The sequence below is a fragment of the Streptomyces sp. V4I8 genome, assembly GCF_041261225.1.
In the GTDB taxonomy this organism is placed as follows: Bacteria; Actinomycetota; Actinomycetes; order Streptomycetales; family Streptomycetaceae; genus Streptomyces.
Window position 1 is genome coordinate 1,257,345 of the sequence record NZ_JBGCCN010000001.1, and the last position, 14,911, is coordinate 1,272,255.

Below are 14,911 nucleotides of genomic sequence, written 5' to 3' on the forward strand. Positions count from 1 at the left end.
GTATCGCTCACCATGTTGTGCAATGCGCATCGACGGAGGCCGCACATGTCCCCTCGACCCCGACCCGGCCGTGAGTACGTCCTGACCCTCTCCTGTCCCGACAGCGCCGGACTGGTCCACGCCGTGAGCGGCTTTCTCGTCAGGAACTCCGGCAACATCCTGGAAAGCCAGCAGTTCGACGACCGACTTCAGAACCGCTTCTTCATGAGGGTCCACTTCGACGTCTCCGATCCGAACGCCGATCTGGAGAACCTGCGTTACCGGTTCGGCCCCGTCGCCCAGGCGTACAACATCTCCTGGACCCTGAGCGACGCGTCGACCCCGACCCGGACGCTGATCATGGTGTCCAGGTTCGGCCACTGCCTGAACGACCTGCTCTTCCGTCGGCGCACCGGCGCCCTCAACATCGAGATCCCCGCGATCGTCTCCAACCACCGGGACTTCGAGGGGCTGGCGCAGACGTACGGCGTCCCCTTCCATCACATCCCGGTGACCAGGGACACCAAGCACGAGGCCGAGGCGCGGCTGCTGGAGCTGGTGAGCGAGCTGGACGTCGACCTGGTGGTGCTGGCCCGCTACATGCAGATCCTCTCCGACGACCTGTGCAAGCAGTTGGAGGGCCGCGCCATCAACATCCACCACTCCTTCCTGCCCAGCTTCAAGGGCGCGCGGCCGTACGACCAGGCCTATCAGCGCGGAGTGAAGCTGGTCGGCGCGACGGCCCACTACGTGACGCCGGACCTGGACGAGGGCCAGATCATCGAGCAGGACGTGGTCAGGGTGGACCACTCCCTCGACCCCGGCGAGCTGGTGACGGTCGGACGGGACGTGGAGGCGCAAGTCCTCGCGCACGCGGTGAAGTGGCACAGCGAGAGCCGAGTGATGGTGGACGACAACCGCACGGTGGTCTTCCGCTGAGTACGGCGTGACCGAGGAGCGGGCTGGGTCTCCGGTCCGCTCCTCTTCGTATACGCCCCCTTCGTATACGTCCCCTTCGTATACGTCCTCCTCCTCGTATACGTCCCCTTCGTATACGGCGCTTCAGCCCCCGAGCCGCTCCAGCAGCGCGCGGCGCCACCGCTCCGTCTCCGCGATCTGGTTGAAGGTGAACAGGTGCAGGCCCGCCACCCCCGCCGTCGGCGCGGTCAGCGCACCCTCGCTGCGGGCCAGCAAACCGTCCGGGGAGTAGCCACCGGGCGCCGCGAACCGCAGGAACCAGGAAGGGTGCTTCGTCAGGAACCGCGTCGACTCACCCACACCGATCTTCGTCGCCGTCGCCAGCAGCTTCGCCCGCTGCACAGGACCGGCCACCCCCACATACACGGGCAGCCCGACCTCCCGGCGCCGTATACGACCGATCCACTCCCCCAGCACCCGCGGGTCGAAGCAGAGGTTGCTCACGAGGTACGTGGCGTGCTCGCGCTTGTCCCACATCGCCTGGACGGTGATGTCGTCGTGGATGAGCGGATGGCTCTCGGGGTAGCCCGTGACACCGACGTGCGCGAAGGGGCCGCCCAGCTCGCTCAGTCTGCGCAGCACGGGCAGCGCCCCGTCGTAGACCCCCGCGGGCGGGTCGGCGTCGCCGGCCGGGACGAAGACGTCGTCCACGCCCGCCTCGCGGAGCCGGTCGACGGTCTCCTTCAGGTGCACGTCGTCCCGCAGCAGCCGCGCCGGCACATGCGGGACGACCCGGTAGCCGTGCGCCGCGAGCCGGGCGGCGAGGCCGAGGGTCGGCTCCAGGCCCTTGACCGGTGACGCCGTCACGGTGACGACGACGTCACGCGGGACATGGGCGAGGACCTTGGCCTCGGTCGCCTTCGCGGGCAGCACCTCGTAGCGGACGCTGTCCAGCAGCGCCCGGAGTCCTGCGGCGCCCAATGCCTACTCCGCCTGCTTCTGGACGTCGCGGTGGCGGTAGTACGCGGCCTTCGACGGTGCGAGCGGCTCCTTGCCCAGGATCAGGTCGGCGGCCTTCTCGGCGACCATCATCACGGGCGCGTAGATGTTGCCGTTGGTGACGTACGGCATGACGGAGGCGTCCACGACACGCAGTCCGTCCAGGCCGTGCACGCGCATACTGCCGGGGTCGACGACGGCCATCTCGTCGGTGCCCATCTTGCAGGTGCAGGACGGGTGCAGCGCGGTCTCCCCCTCCTTCGCGACCCAGGCGAGGATCTCCTCGTCCGTCTCCACCTTCGGGCCGGGCGAGATCTCCCCGCCGTTGTAGGGGGCGAGGGCGGGCTGGTCGAGGAGTTTGCGGGCCACCCGGATCGCCTCGACCCATTCGCGACGGTCCTGCTCGGTGGAGAGGTAGTTGAAGCGGAGCGCGGGGTGTTCGCGCGGATCCTTGCTCTTGATCTTCACCGAGCCGATCGCGTCGGAGTACATCGGGCCCACGTGCACCTGGTAGCCGTGGCCGCCCGAGGGTGAGGAGCCGTCGTAGCGGACCGCCACCGGCAGGAAGTGGAACATCAGGTTGGGGTAGTCGACGTCCTCGTTGCTGCGGGCGAAACCGCCGGCCTCGAAGTGGTTGGTGGCCGCCGGGCCTTTGCGGAAGAGCCACTGCAGCCCGATGAAGGGGGCGCGCCACTTCGCCATGTACGGCTGCATGGAGACGGGCTGCTTGCAGGCGTACTGGACGTAGACCTCCAGGTGGTCCTGCATGTTCTCGCCGACGCCCGGGAGGTCGTGGACGACGTCGATGCCGAGGGCGCTCAGCTCCCGCGCGTTGCCGACGCCGGAGAGCTGGAGCAGCTGCGGGGAGTTGATCGCCCCACCGCAGAGGATGACCTCCTTGGCGCGGACCTCCTGGCGCGCACCCCGGCCGCGCCTGAACTCGACGCCGACGGCCCGCTTGCCCTCGAAGAGGACCCGCGTGACGAGGGTGCGGGTACGGACCGTGAGGTTGGGCCGCTTCATCGCGGGCTTGAGGTACGCCTTCGACGCCGAAAGACGGCGGCCGCGATGGACGTTGCGGTCGAACTTGGCGAAGCCTTCCTGCCGGTAGCCGTTGACGTCGTCGGTGGGCGCGTAGCCCGCCTCCTGGGTGGCCTCGAGGAAGGCGGTGAACAAAGGGTTGGTCGCCGGGCCGCGCTCCAGGACGAGGGGGCCGTCGTGGCCGCGGAACTCGTCGTCCGGGTCGGCCGCGAGGCAGTTCTCCATCCGCCGGAAGTACGGCAGACAGTGTGCGTAGTCCCAGGTCTCCATGCCCGGGTCGGCCGCCCAGCGCTCGTAGTCCATGGGGTTGCCGCGCTGGAAGATCATGCCGTTGATGCTGCTGGAGCCGCCCAGCACCTTGCCGCGCGCGTGGTAGACGCGTCGTCCGCCCATGTGGGGTTCGGGCTCGGACTCGTACTTCCAGTCGTAGAACCGGCTGCCGATCGGGTAGGTCAGCGCCGCGGGCATATGGATGAAGACATCCCACGGGTAGTCCGACCGGCCCGCCTCCAGCACCAGCACCCGGTTCGCCGGGTCCGCGGAGAGTCTGTTCGCCAGTGCACTGCCGGCGGAACCGCCACCGACGATGACGAAGTCGTATTGCAGGGGAGCCATGGTGCCTCGTCTCGCTCGCGCCGTAGATACGCGAGGCATGCTAGACCGGGTCGCGCCATACGCACCAGGTTGCGAACGACGCAACTTCCAGGGGCCTTCGTTTCGGCGTCGTTACTTGCAGCCATGTTGTTTACTACGCGTATAGTTTCACTGTGAGCAACTACAGCACTGACACGGAAGCGTCCCATTCGAGCGCCGGCGGAGTGCAGTCGGTCGACCGGGCCATCAGCGTGCTGGAGATCCTCGCCCAGCGTGGCGAAGCGGGTGTGAGCGAGGTCGCGGCCGAGATCGACGTGCACAAGTCGACCGCCTTCCGCCTGCTCGGCGCGCTGGAGGCGCGCGGCCTCGTGGAGCAGGCCGGCGAGCGCGGCAAGTACCGGCTCGGCTTCGGAATCGTTCGCCTGGCCGGCGGAGTCACCGGCCGTATCGACATCACCCAGCAGGGCCGCCCGGTGTGCGAGCGCCTGGCCGAGGAGCTCGGCGAGACCGTGAACATCGCGGTCATGCAGGAGCACTACGCGATCAACCTCTACCAGGTGCGCGGCCCCGGGGCGATCACCGCGCACAACTGGGTCGGCCAGCTGACGCCGCTGCACGCCACGTCGAGCGGCAAGATCCTGCTGGCACACCTCCCCAGCAAGGAACGCGCCGCGCTGCTGTCCAGCGTCGGCATGAAGAAGGTCACCCCGCACACCATCACCGCGAAGACGAAGCTCGAGAAGAACCTCTCCGAAGCGCGGGAGCGGGGCTACTCGATCACCCTGGAGGAACTGGAGATCGGTCTGCACGCCATGGCCGCCCCGGTCCGCGACCGGAACGGCGAGGTCATCGCGGCACTGAGCGCCTCCGGCCCCGGGTACCGCCTGACCGAGGAGCGCCTGCACGAGCTCTCCCCGATCCTGCGCGAGGGCGCCGAGGAGATCAGCCACCGGATGGGCTACCTGGGCTGAGTCACGCCTGAGGGCTGCCCAGGCGCTCGTTCACCCAGTCGTGGAACGCGCCGATGTGGTGCTCGCTGGGCACCAGCACGCCGCCCTTGGCGTACATACGGGAACCCATACCGGGCTGGGTCCGTTCGCACGCCTCGAAGTCCTGGCGGTTGACCCGGTCGAAGAGTTCCACGGACCGGCTGACGTCCTTGCCGCTCTCGACGACGTGCGGGAGGTACAGCCAGTCGCACTCCACGATCGTGCGGTCCACCGCCACCGGGTACATCCGGTGGAAGATCACATGGTCCGGCACGAGGTTGATGAACACCTGGGGCCTGACGGTGATCGCGTAGTAGCGGCGGTCCTGGTCCTCGGCGACCCCGGGTATGCGGTCCAGACCCTCGGAGCCGTCCACGGTGAAGCCCTGGACGTCCGCACCGAACTCGGCACCATGGCCCACGTAGTACTGGGCGGCGTAACCGTCCGCGAACTCGGGCAGCACCTCGGTCAGTTCCGGGTGGATGGTCGCGCAGTGGTAGCACTCCATGAAGTTCTCGATGATGAGCTTCCAGTTGGCCCGCACGTCGTAGACGATTCGTTTGCCGACGGAGAGGCTGTCGATGTCGTACCGCTCGATCGACTCGACGTCGCCGAGGCGGGCGACAACGTCACCGATGACCTCCTCGTCGAAGGAGGGCGGGTTCTCCGCCAGGCAGACCCAGACATAGCCGAGCCATTCCCGCACGGCCACGTCCACCAGTCCGTACTCGGTACGGCCGATGTCGGGCATCTTGGTGAGGTTGGGCGCCGCGACGAGCTTGCCGTTGAGGTCGTACGTCCAGGCGTGGTAGGGGCACTGGAAGGCCCGCTTGACCTCGCCGGTCTCCTCCGTGCAGAGCTTGGCTCCGCGGTGCCGGCACACATTGAAGTACGCGCGGATCGAGTGGTCCCGCGCCCGGGTGACGAGGATGCTCTCGCGGCCCACGTCGACGGTGCGGAAGGCGCCGGGCTTCGCCAGTTCTGAGGCGCGCGCGACGCAGAACCACATGGTCTCGAAGATGCGCTCCTGCTCCTGGGCGAAGATCGCCTGATCCGTGTAGGAGGAGCCGGGGAGCGTGGCGATCAGGCTGTCCGGCAGGCTGGTCGAGGTCACGGTGCACTCCTCGGGAGAACGTCGTGGAGGGGTATTCACGCGCCGGGAAGGGCAACTCCGGACCGCGTTGTATATGGTGCAACGCTGCGAGCCATGCGCAACCGCAGCATGGAGATGTCACCGGGGCGGTGTCAAGATGTGGCGGCGGCCAGCTGCTTGCGCCAGCGCATGAACGGCCGCGGCTGGTTCATCCCGAGCACGGCGACGGGGTCCCCGGCACGCCGGTAGACGGCCAGGACGTCGCGGGTGTCCGCGGCCCCCGCCTCGATGGTCACGCTGTCGGCGGCGGCCGCGTGACCGGCGAACTGGATCTTCACGCCGTACTGGTCGGACCAGAAGTACGGCGGCCGGGGCGCTGCCGGTTCGACCGCACCCCCGGCCAGCAAGGTGGCGACCGCGGCGGCGGGACGCTCCCGCGCGCCGGTCCAGTGCTCGACCCGGCGATGCAGGCCCGCGCGCGGGTCGTACCAGTTGGCGCAGTCGCCGACCGCGACCACACCGGCCAGGCTGGTGCGGCCGTCCGCGCCGCACTTGACGCCGTTGTCGAGGACGACGCCGGAACCTTCCAGCCACTCGACGCACGGGCGGGCTCCCACACCGACGACCACGATGTCGGCGGCGATGCTGCGACCGTCCTCGAGCAGGACGGCGTCGACCCGGGTCTCCCCGCTCAGTCCCTTGACGCCGACACCGCACAACAGCCGTACGCCGTGGTCGGCGTGGAGGGCGGAGACGATGGCGCCCATGGCCTCTCCGAGCGGGCCGGCGAGGGGCGTCGGGGCCACTTCCACCACGGTCACATCGAGCCCGAGGGCATACGCGGTCGAGGCGACCTCGGCTCCGATGAAGCCACCGCCGATCACCACCAGCCGTCCACCGCGGGCCAGTTCGTCCCGCAGGGCACGGGCGTCGTCCAGAGTGCGCAGGGTGTGCACCCCGGCCAGACCTTCCGACCCGGGGAGGGCGCGCGCCGCGGCTCCGGTCGCGATGACGACGCCGTCGGCACGCACCTCACGTCCGTCGGCGAGCCGAACGGCACGGTCCCTAGGGTCGAGTCCGACGGCGCGGCTGCCGAGCAGCCACTCGGCCCGGAGGTCCTCGTCGTCCGACTCCAGCGAGAGTTCGGCCTCGCCGAGAGCGCCGGCCAGGAACTCCTTGGACAGCGGGGGCCGGTCGTACGGGCGGTGCACCTCGTCGCCGATGACGACGAGCCGTCCGTCGTAGCCCTGTTGCCGCAGTGAACGCGCCGCCGACAGACCGGCCAGCGAGGCCCCCACCACGGCCACCGTCCTCACGCGAGGCCTCCGGCGAGCCTGGCGGCGACGCAGGGAGGCAGGTTGGGGGCGTCCGTGGACACCTGGACGTAGATCATGCCGTCCTCGACCACGACCTCATGGGTCCGGACCGGAAGCTTGGCCGGCGGGGCGTCGACCGAACCGGTCCTCAGGTCGAACTTCGAGGCGTGCAGCGGGCATTCCACCTCGCAGCCCTCCAGCCAGCCGTCGGCGAGCGACGCGTCCTGGTGGGTGCAGGTGTCGTCAATCGCGAAGAGTTCGCCATCGTCGGTGTGGAACACCGAGACCGGCGGATCGATGTCGAGCCGGTGGGCCTCACCTCGCGGGAGATCCGCGAGTCGGCACGCGGGAATCATCATGACACCTCGGTGCGTATAGCGAAACGGATTGCGGTAAGCGCAACGCCAGTCTGAGGGCCGCCCAGAAGCGTTGTCAAGGCGTCAAAAGGCCTCGTTCGGACAGGTCGGCCGCGGCGCCTCCAGGCAGCTCGAAGCGCCCGTTCCACCTGCGAAAACAGGCGGAACGGGCGCCACACGAGGCCCCCGTCGAAGAGGGTCAGAAGCCGCGGTCGATCCACTCCTGCACGTGCGGGGCCTCGGCCGCGACCGTCGTCGTCTCACCGTGCCCGGTGTGCACGACCGTCTCCCCCGGCAACGTCAGCAGCCGGTCCCGGATCGACTCGATGATGGCGGGGAAGTCGCTGTACGACCTTCCCGTCGCCCCCGGCCCCCCGGCGAACAGCGTGTCGCCGCTGAAGAGGGCCCCCAGGTCCGGCGCATACAGGCACACCGCGCCGGGGGCGTGACCGGGGGTGTGCAGCACGGTCAACTCGATGCCGGCCACCGTGAGCACCTGGCCGTCGGTCAGCTCGCCGTCCGGCGCCCGTTCGGGATGGGTCTGCTTCCACAGCGGCAGGTCGTCGCCGTGCAGCAGGATCGGGGCACCGGTGCGCGCCGCGAGTGCGGGCGCCGCGTCGATGTGGTCGTTGTGGGCGTGGGTGCACACGATGGCCCGCAGGGTGCGGCCGCCGAGGGCCGCGGTGATCGCCTCGGCGTCATGGGCGGCGTCGATGACGACCGCCTCGACGTCGTCGCCGACGATCCACACGTTGTTGTCGACGTCCCAGGTGCCGCCGTCCAGCGAGAACGTCCCCGAGGTGACGAGCCGTTCGACGCGGGCGCCGGCCATCAGAGGACCACCACCGAGCGCAGCACGTCGCCCTGGTGCATCCGCTCGAAGGCCTTCTCGACCTCGTCCAGCGCGATGGTCTCCGTGACGAAGGCGTCCAGGTCCAGCCGGTCCTGCAGATACAGGTCGACGAGCATCGGGAAGTCCCTGCTCGGCAGGCAGTCGCCGTACCAGGAGGACTTCAGCGCGCCACCGCGGCCGAAGACGTCGAGGAGCGGCAGCTCCAGCTTCATCTCCGGGGTCGGCACACCGACCAGGACGACCGTGCCGGCCAGGTCGCGGGCGTAGAAGGCCTGCCGGTACGTCTCCGGGCGGCCGACCGCCTCGATCACGACGTCGGCGCCGAATCCGCCGGTCAGCTCGCGGATCGCCTCGATGGGGTCGGCGCTGCGGGAGTTGACGGTGTGGGTCGCGCCCAGCTTCCTGGCCGTCTCCAGTTTGTGGTCGTCGATGTCCACCGCGATGATCTTCGCCGCGCCCGCCAGGTTCGACCCGACGACCGCCGCGTCCCCGACACCGCCGCAGCCGATGACGGCGACCGTGTCACCGCGACCGACGTTGCCGGTGTTGATGGCCGCGCCGATGCCCGCCATCACACCGCACCCCAGCAGCCCGGCCGCGGCGGCCGACGCGGCCGGATCCACCTTCGTGCACTGCCCCGCCGCCACCAGCGTCTTCTCCGCGAACGCACCGATGCCCAGCGCGGGCGACAGCTCGGTGCCGTCGGTCAAGGTCATCTTCTGCTTCGCGTTGTGGGTGCTGAAGCAGTACCACGGCCGCCCGCGCAGACAGGCCCGGCACTGGCCGCACACCGCACGCCAGTTGAGGATCACGAAGTCACCGGGCGCGACGTCCGTGACCCCCTCCCCCACCGATTCCACGACGCCCGCGGCCTCGTGCCCCAGCAGGAAGGGGAAGTCGTCGTTGATGCCCCCCTCGCGATAGTGCAGATCGGTGTGACAGACCCCGCAGGCCTCGATCTTCACCAGCGCCTCACCCGGACCCGGATCGGGCACGATGATCGTTTCCAGGCTGACGGGGGCGCCCTTGCCCCGCGCGACGACAGCACGGACCTGGTGCGTCATGGCCACTCCTCGGCTGGTCGAGACGTCAATCAGACGTTGCTCATTACGGCACACATCTCATAGGTCGCAACACAGCATCCTGGAGTGCCGACCGGCGGTCAAGGATCCGGCGGGGGTCGATGCCACGACCCCCGCGGGGCCACGGTTCCTCCGATGTCAGAGGGCGGAGGTGGACATGGAGGCCCGGAGCCGGCCGGTACGGCTGTCCGTGGGTCAGAACCAGCCGGTGCATTCGATGGCGCCGCCCGGGCCGTTGGTGCCGCAGGCTCGCATGACGAGGCCGGCGTCGTTCCACTGGGTGGTGTACGCGTCGTTGCCCGAGGTGATGGTGGTGAAGCCGAGCATCGAGTCCCAGGTCTCGCCCCCGTTGGCGCTGCGGTCGACCCAGATCTCGTCGCCGACCGTGCCGCCGATGATGCGCCCCCAGGCACACTGGGTGGTGCTGTTGTAGCGCAGCTCCACGGTGCGGCCGAAGACGGTGGTCGACTTGGCCGTCCAGGCGCCCGCGGAGTCGGGCGCCGTACCGTCGCCGCAGGACGTGTTGTTCTCCGCACCGGCCAGCGTGCCGCCGATCGCCGGGAAGTCACCGCAGGACGGCACATCCTTGAGCACGGCCGGTCCCTGTACGAAGAGGTTGCTGATCCAGCTGTGGTAGTCCGGCAGGAACGACCAGACGTTGTTCACCATGCCGTCGACCGTGGCCCGCTCGCTCACCCGCTGGCACAGCACTCGCACCTTCACGGAGATGCCGTTGCCGTTGGTGAAGTTGATGCCGCTGCTCGTGTTCGAGTTCTGCCGCAGGTTGGGCCGGCCCCAGGTCTTGTGGAACGACCCGCGGCCGTCCCAGGACCAGACCATGGGCGTGACGTCGGCGTGCGGGCGGAACGCGCCCTGGTAACGCTCCCAGCGGGCGCTGATGTAGTTGACCTGGATCTTCGCGCCCGACTGCGGCGCCTCGACCATCTTGCCGTCGCCGAGATAGATCGCGACGTGTGTCGGGCCGAAGCCGACAGGGCCGAAGTACATGATGTCGCCGGGCAGCAGGACGCCCGCCCCCTGCGACTTCACGAACTTCGTGTGAGCGTACCCGGGCGCCGCGAAGGTCGCCTGCGTCGTGCGCTCGGTGATGAGGTCCCGGCCGGTCGCCTTGTACCAGGCCCAGCGCACCAGTCCGATGCAGTCGAAGCTCCACAGCTCCGGGTCCGCGTACGAGTCGGGGTCCGTGCGGTCGATCTGGCCCTGACTCGGACCGGGCACGCCCTGTGCGTGACCGCCACCCCAGGCGTACTGCTGACCGACGTACCGGCACGCCACCTCGACGGCCGCCTGCGCCGCCGCACTCGCACCGGACTGGAGCGGCGCGCACCCCGTGGCGGCGACCGCCTGAGGAGCCGAGACGGCCGGCAGGCCGAGACTCATCACCGTCACGAGCACGGCGACGAGGAGCCGTACCCGGCGCCCCCAGGACTGCTCTCCCCACCCTGTTCTTCCGGACCCCCCTCCTGCGGACCCCGTTCTTGCGGACCCCGTTCTTGCGGACCCCGTTCTTGCGGACCCTGCTCTTCCGGTTCCTCGACTTCTGCGAACTCCGATGATCACGGCACTCCCCCTGGTCTCGGTGACTCCCGCGAACGTACGGACTCCACCGGCCAGCCGGTCCCTGTCATTTGTCAGGATGAAGAGGTGCGCGGAGCTCAGGGACCAGCGTCCTGAGGTGTCGGCGAGGTACTCCGGAGAACCGGCCAACGGCTCGCCACAGCAGCGAGGTCGAGTCCGGGCCGCCTCCCCCCTGCGGTCCGGGATCCAAGATCGATTGTCAGTGGTGGGTGAGAACATCGGAGCATCGAGTCGGAAAGAGGGGGAGCGGTCATGTCCGGAAGCCAGAACTACATCAATCACGTTGCTCTCGTGCTGGACGCCAGTTCGTCCATGTCCCACCTGAGCCGCAAGGTCGTCGAGGTCGCCGACCAGCAGATCGCCTACCTGGCCCGCCGATCGCAGGAGCTGGACCAGGAAACCCGCGTCACCGTGTACGTCTTCGCGGACGAGGTGGAGTGCGTCATCTACGACAAGGACGTGCTGCGGATGCCGTCCCTGAAGCAGCTGTACCGGGTCGGGGGAATGACGGCGCTGCTGGCGGCCACGCTCAAGTCGCAGCGGGAGCTTGCGCAGACGGCCCAACTGTACGGAGACCACAGCTTCCTGACGTTCGTGCTCACCGACGGGCAGGAGAACGCGAGCCATCGCTGCTCGGATGCCCGTAACAGGGATCCACGTGAACTGGTCGGGGGCGTGGCCAAGCTGATCGAGACACAGGAGGACAACTGGACGCTGGCCGTCCTCGTGCCGGACCAGATGGGCAAGCGCGAGGCCATGCAGTGCGGGTTCCCGAAGGACAACATCGCCATCTGGGACGCCACGAGCACACAGGGTCTGGAGGAGGCCGGGCAGGTCATCCAGCAGGCCACCGAGAAGTTCATGATGGGCCGCGCCCAGGGCATCCGCGGATCACGGGCGGTGTTCTCCACAGGTGCGGAGGCGGTCAACAAGGACACCATCGAGGCAGCCGGCCTCGCCCCGGTGGATCCGTCGAAGTACCAGCTGATCCCTGTTGCCCGTGACGCGGCGATCCGGGACTGGGTCGTCGAATGCGGGCACACCTACCGTACCGGTGGCGCGTTCTACCAGCTGAGCAAGTCGGAGAAGATCCAGGCGCAGAAGCAGATAGCGGTGCTGGAGAAGAAGACCGACCGGGTGTACACGGGGCCCGAGGCCCGAGCCCTGCTCGGCCTGCCGAACGTGGAAATCCGCGTCAAGCCGGACCACAACGACGACTTCACGATCTTCGTACAGAGCACCAGTGTGAACCGGAAGCTCGTTCCGAACACGCGGCTGCTGCTCATGCTCTGACGCTCATGGTCTGACGCCTTGCCTTCACGGCAGGTGCGCCGCTGAACAGCACCGCTCCGTACACCGGGCCGGGCCCTGGGGATGTCATGACTGACCCCCGGGGCCCGAGTGCGCTGCGGGCCTGCCGGCAGACCCGTGGTGGTCCCGCGGCGAGGAGGGATAAGAGTGAACGGTCCGGTGCAGCGCCGGCCCGCTCACTCCGGCCAGGGACGGACGTGTGCGCTGGCCGCGCCGATTGCCGCTCTCGCCGCCCGTTCGACCAGCGAGATCCCGCCCTCCATCGATGCGTTGCCGCCGCTGAGTACCGAGACCAGGTAGCCGCGCCCGTGCACCGTCACGTGACCGACGCTGTTGATGATCCACAGGTCGGTTGTGCTCCGCTGCAGCCAGCCGTTCTTGAGGGCCCAGCGGGAGCCCGGGGAGCCGGCCGCGGACACCCCCCAGTCCTGGCCCTCCGCGATGGAGCCCATCAGGTCCTGGATGTAGGCCCGGGACTCCTGGTTCAGTCCTTCCGGCGAGTGGGCGGAGGCAACCGGCCCTCGTGCGAAGACCGCGCGCAGAAGCTTGACCTGGTCCGTGGCCGTGGTCCGGGTGAGGCCCCATCTGATGCCGGGGCCGCCCTGTGTCGAGGAAAGCCCCAACCGTTCGTTCGCCGCGGCCAGGCCTTCCGCCCGCCCGATCGCCCGCCACAGGACGTCCGTCGCCTCGTTGTCGCTCGTCCGGATCATCTCGTCGGCATACCGGCGCTCGGCATCTGTCAGCTCCCGGCCCTCGTCCTGCGCCTGGAGCAGCAGCGTCGCGAGGATGCCCACCTTGATGATGCTCGCCGTTTCGAACGTCGCGTCCGGCCGCCCGTATGACGCGATCTCCTGGTCGGCACTGTCCAGGTCGAGCACCGCCACCGCCAACCGCGTATCGCCACCCGGCAGGACCGGCTTGAGCGCCCGCGAGAGAGTCGCGCCCCGCTTCTCGCGCGGCGGCGCCGCCGGCCCGGGGGCCGGAGCGCCCGCCCGTGCCGGGGGCGCCTGCCCCGCATGGGGCGTGCCGGGGGCGGAACAGGCGGCGAGTGACGCCACGACTGCGGTGACGACGCAGGCGTAGCCCTTCAGCGTGTGCGCGCGGAGGCCGCGCGCCGTGTGCGTCCGGTTCTGTCCGTCGACCATGGCGGGCAGGCCTCGATATTCCTAGGAAGAAAGACGGCGATCAATCAGAAAATAGGACACATCGAATGCGATGACGGTGATCGACACCAGGACAGGCGTGTCATTCCGCGAGTAACGAGGGAGCCGATTGCCGGAGACGACCGTGCAGGTGGCAGGGCCGGAGAGGCGAGCGGCGAGCGGACTACACGAGCGCGGGCGCCACCTCGTGGACGGCATGGGAGAAACCCCGGGCGGCAGACCGAACGGCGTGACCACGCAGCTTCCCGAGGGGAGCGTCGTCCGGCAGCGCCTCGTCGGCCCGCATGATCGCCTGGCAGGTCTGGGCACAACGCCCGCGGACACGACGTACGCCTGGAGTTGCACGGCATGGAGGACAGCCCCGCCGGCATGCCGCCACCAAGAACTCAGTGCTCTACGCCGACAGCTCCCCGATCCTCCGCGGTGGAGCACCTCAGCGCGAGGGCCGCGATGTCGTCGTCGAGCCTTCCGCCACTGTGCTGGAGCAGGTCCCGGTGCAATTGGTCGAGCAGCTCGCGGGGCCGCTCCAGGCCCTGCCGACGCATCCAGTCCGGCAGCGGGAAGAACTGGCCGGCATGGTCCCGGGCCTCCGATACGCCGTCCGTGTAGAGCAGCAACTGATCACCAGGGGCGAAGGAGACCATGTCGACCCAGTAGCGGTCACCGATGAGCGCTGCGAGGTTGAGGGGCGGGGAAGGAAGGGTGGGCTCCAGGACCCGGACCTTCCCGGAATGCGCGATCAGCGGCGGGGGGTGCCCGCAGTTGAGAAGTCGTAGGTGGCCGCCGCCGTGCGGGATCTCGGCGAGGAGAGCGGTGGCGAAGTGCTCGGGCTGGTCCTGGGCGGGAAAAGCCGCGCTGTGGCGCGTGACCGTGGTCTCCAGTCGGTGGATGATGCCCTGCAGGTCGGGCTCGTCGTACGCGGCCTCCCTGAAGCAGCCGATCACCGCCGAGGCCGCCCCCACCGCGGACAGACCCTTGCCCCGTACGTCGCCTATGAGCAGCCGGACCCCGTACGGCGTACCGATCACCTCATAGAAGTCGCCGCCGATCCGGGCCTGTTCCTGGGCCGCCAGATACAGTGACTCGATCTCGACGTCCGCGATGCGGCGCGGCAGCGGGCGGAGCAGCACCTTCTGGGCCGCGTCGGCGACGAGCCGGACATGGAAGAGGATCTCCTCCCGCTGCAGTCGGACATGACTCCCGTACGCGGCCGCCAAGGTGACCGCGATGATCGCGGCGGACGTGTACTGCGTCCCCAGGTCGGTGTGGAAGAAGCTGAGGAAGATCATGAACAGCAGGCAGAACGCCCCCAGCACCACCGTGGGCAGCACGGGCCACATCGCGGCGGCAAGGGCGGGTGCGGCGGGCAGAAGGCGGCTGATGGCGATCTCCCTCGGGGTGGAGAACGCCAGGCCCGCGATGAGGACGGTCAGGACCACGGGTGACAGCCGGGCAGCTTCCCATCGGCCGCTGTAGGCGGGGCGACGGCGCCACAGCCGTGCAGACATGATCACAAAATGCATCATATCGGCCTAAGCAGACATCGAGCGCGGCAAAATCATGGGCCGCACCCGAGAATTTGCGGCGGACGGGCACGCCCGAAGGAGTCGAGACCGTG

13 protein-coding genes are annotated in these 14,911 nt (G+C 69.0%); 3 read left to right on the top strand and 10 right to left on the bottom strand.

Features of this window, described 5'->3' with window-relative positions; translation table 11 throughout:
- The first annotated feature begins 45 nt into the window (after nucleotides 1–45).
- The gene (gene purU / locus ABIE67_RS05680) at nucleotides 46–918 is read left to right on the top strand and encodes a formyltetrahydrofolate deformylase (RefSeq protein WP_370254217.1); all 873 of its coding nucleotides are present in this window, start codon (nucleotides 46–48) and stop codon (nucleotides 916–918) included.
- A 123-nt stretch (nucleotides 919–1,041) separates the two neighbouring features.
- On the opposite strand, the gene ABIE67_RS05685 is transcribed toward purU, so the two are convergent.
- Nucleotides 1,042–1,878 carry a 5,10-methylenetetrahydrofolate reductase gene (locus ABIE67_RS05685; RefSeq protein ID WP_370254221.1) on the bottom strand — a complete coding sequence of 279 codons (837 nt, stop codon included), beginning with the start codon at nucleotides 1,876–1,878 and terminating at the stop codon, nucleotides 1,042–1,044.
- A 3-nt stretch (nucleotides 1,879–1,881) separates the two neighbouring features.
- Nucleotides 1,882–3,552 (bottom strand): choline dehydrogenase, encoded by a 1,671-nt coding sequence (gene betA, locus ABIE67_RS05690; protein ID WP_370254226.1) that lies wholly within the window; start codon nucleotides 3,550–3,552, stop codon nucleotides 1,882–1,884.
- Nucleotides 3,553–3,755: 203 nt separating this feature from the next.
- On the opposite strand from betA, the gene ABIE67_RS05695 reads away from it, so the two are divergent.
- On the top strand, nucleotides 3,756–4,502 hold the full coding sequence (locus ABIE67_RS05695) for an IclR family transcriptional regulator (protein ID WP_370268235.1): 747 nt from the start codon (nucleotides 3,756–3,758) through the stop codon (nucleotides 4,500–4,502).
- Between the two features lies 1 nt (nucleotide 4,503).
- On the opposite strand, the gene ABIE67_RS05700 is transcribed toward ABIE67_RS05695, so the two are convergent.
- From ABIE67_RS05700 to ABIE67_RS05725, 6 genes are all read right to left on the bottom strand, one after another.
- Nucleotides 4,504–5,634: an aromatic ring-hydroxylating dioxygenase subunit alpha gene (locus tag ABIE67_RS05700; protein WP_370254231.1), complete on the bottom strand. Its 1,131-nt coding sequence runs from the start codon at nucleotides 5,632–5,634 to the stop codon at nucleotides 4,504–4,506.
- Between the two features lie 131 nt (nucleotides 5,635–5,765).
- On the bottom strand, nucleotides 5,766–6,929 hold the full coding sequence (locus ABIE67_RS05705; RefSeq protein ID WP_370254235.1) for an NAD(P)/FAD-dependent oxidoreductase: 1,164 nt from the start codon (nucleotides 6,927–6,929) through the stop codon (nucleotides 5,766–5,768).
- The gene (locus tag ABIE67_RS05710) at nucleotides 6,926–7,288 is read right to left on the bottom strand and encodes a bifunctional 3-phenylpropionate/cinnamic acid dioxygenase ferredoxin subunit (protein WP_370254239.1); all 363 of its coding nucleotides are present in this window, start codon (nucleotides 7,286–7,288) and stop codon (nucleotides 6,926–6,928) included. Before ABIE67_RS05710 ends, ABIE67_RS05705 begins: the two co-directional genes overlap by 4 nt.
- A 196-nt stretch (nucleotides 7,289–7,484) precedes the next feature.
- Nucleotides 7,485–8,117 carry an MBL fold metallo-hydrolase gene (locus ABIE67_RS05715; RefSeq protein ID WP_370254243.1) on the bottom strand — a complete coding sequence of 211 codons (633 nt, stop codon included), beginning with the start codon at nucleotides 8,115–8,117 and terminating at the stop codon, nucleotides 7,485–7,487.
- Nucleotides 8,117–9,202: an S-(hydroxymethyl)mycothiol dehydrogenase gene (locus tag ABIE67_RS05720; RefSeq protein WP_370254247.1), complete on the bottom strand. Its 1,086-nt coding sequence runs from the start codon at nucleotides 9,200–9,202 to the stop codon at nucleotides 8,117–8,119. Before ABIE67_RS05720 ends, ABIE67_RS05715 begins: the two co-directional genes overlap by 1 nt.
- Nucleotides 9,203–9,415: 213 nt before the next feature.
- On the bottom strand, nucleotides 9,416–10,636 hold the full coding sequence (locus ABIE67_RS05725) for an NlpC/P60 family protein (protein WP_370254252.1): 1,221 nt from the start codon (nucleotides 10,634–10,636) through the stop codon (nucleotides 9,416–9,418).
- A 435-nt stretch (nucleotides 10,637–11,071) separates the two neighbouring features.
- Here ABIE67_RS05725 and ABIE67_RS05730 point away from each other — a divergent pair, with 435 nt between their 5' ends.
- Nucleotides 11,072–12,112, top strand: coding sequence for a VWA domain-containing protein (locus ABIE67_RS05730; RefSeq protein ID WP_370254256.1), 1,041 nt, complete (start codon nucleotides 11,072–11,074; stop codon nucleotides 12,110–12,112).
- A 194-nt stretch (nucleotides 12,113–12,306) separates the two neighbouring features.
- Here ABIE67_RS05730 and ABIE67_RS05735 read toward each other — a convergent pair whose 3' ends face one another.
- Together ABIE67_RS05735 and ABIE67_RS05740 are read right to left on the bottom strand one after the other, a co-directional pair.
- Nucleotides 12,307–13,275, bottom strand: a complete 969-nt coding sequence (locus tag ABIE67_RS05735) for a serine hydrolase (protein ID WP_370254260.1) — start codon at nucleotides 13,273–13,275, stop codon at nucleotides 12,307–12,309.
- A gap of 404 nt (nucleotides 13,276–13,679) precedes the next feature.
- Complete coding sequence (locus ABIE67_RS05740) at nucleotides 13,680–14,801, bottom strand: PP2C family protein-serine/threonine phosphatase (RefSeq protein WP_370268238.1); 1,122 nt, start codon at nucleotides 14,799–14,801, stop codon at nucleotides 13,680–13,682.
- Nucleotides 14,802–14,911: the final 110 nt, after the last annotated feature.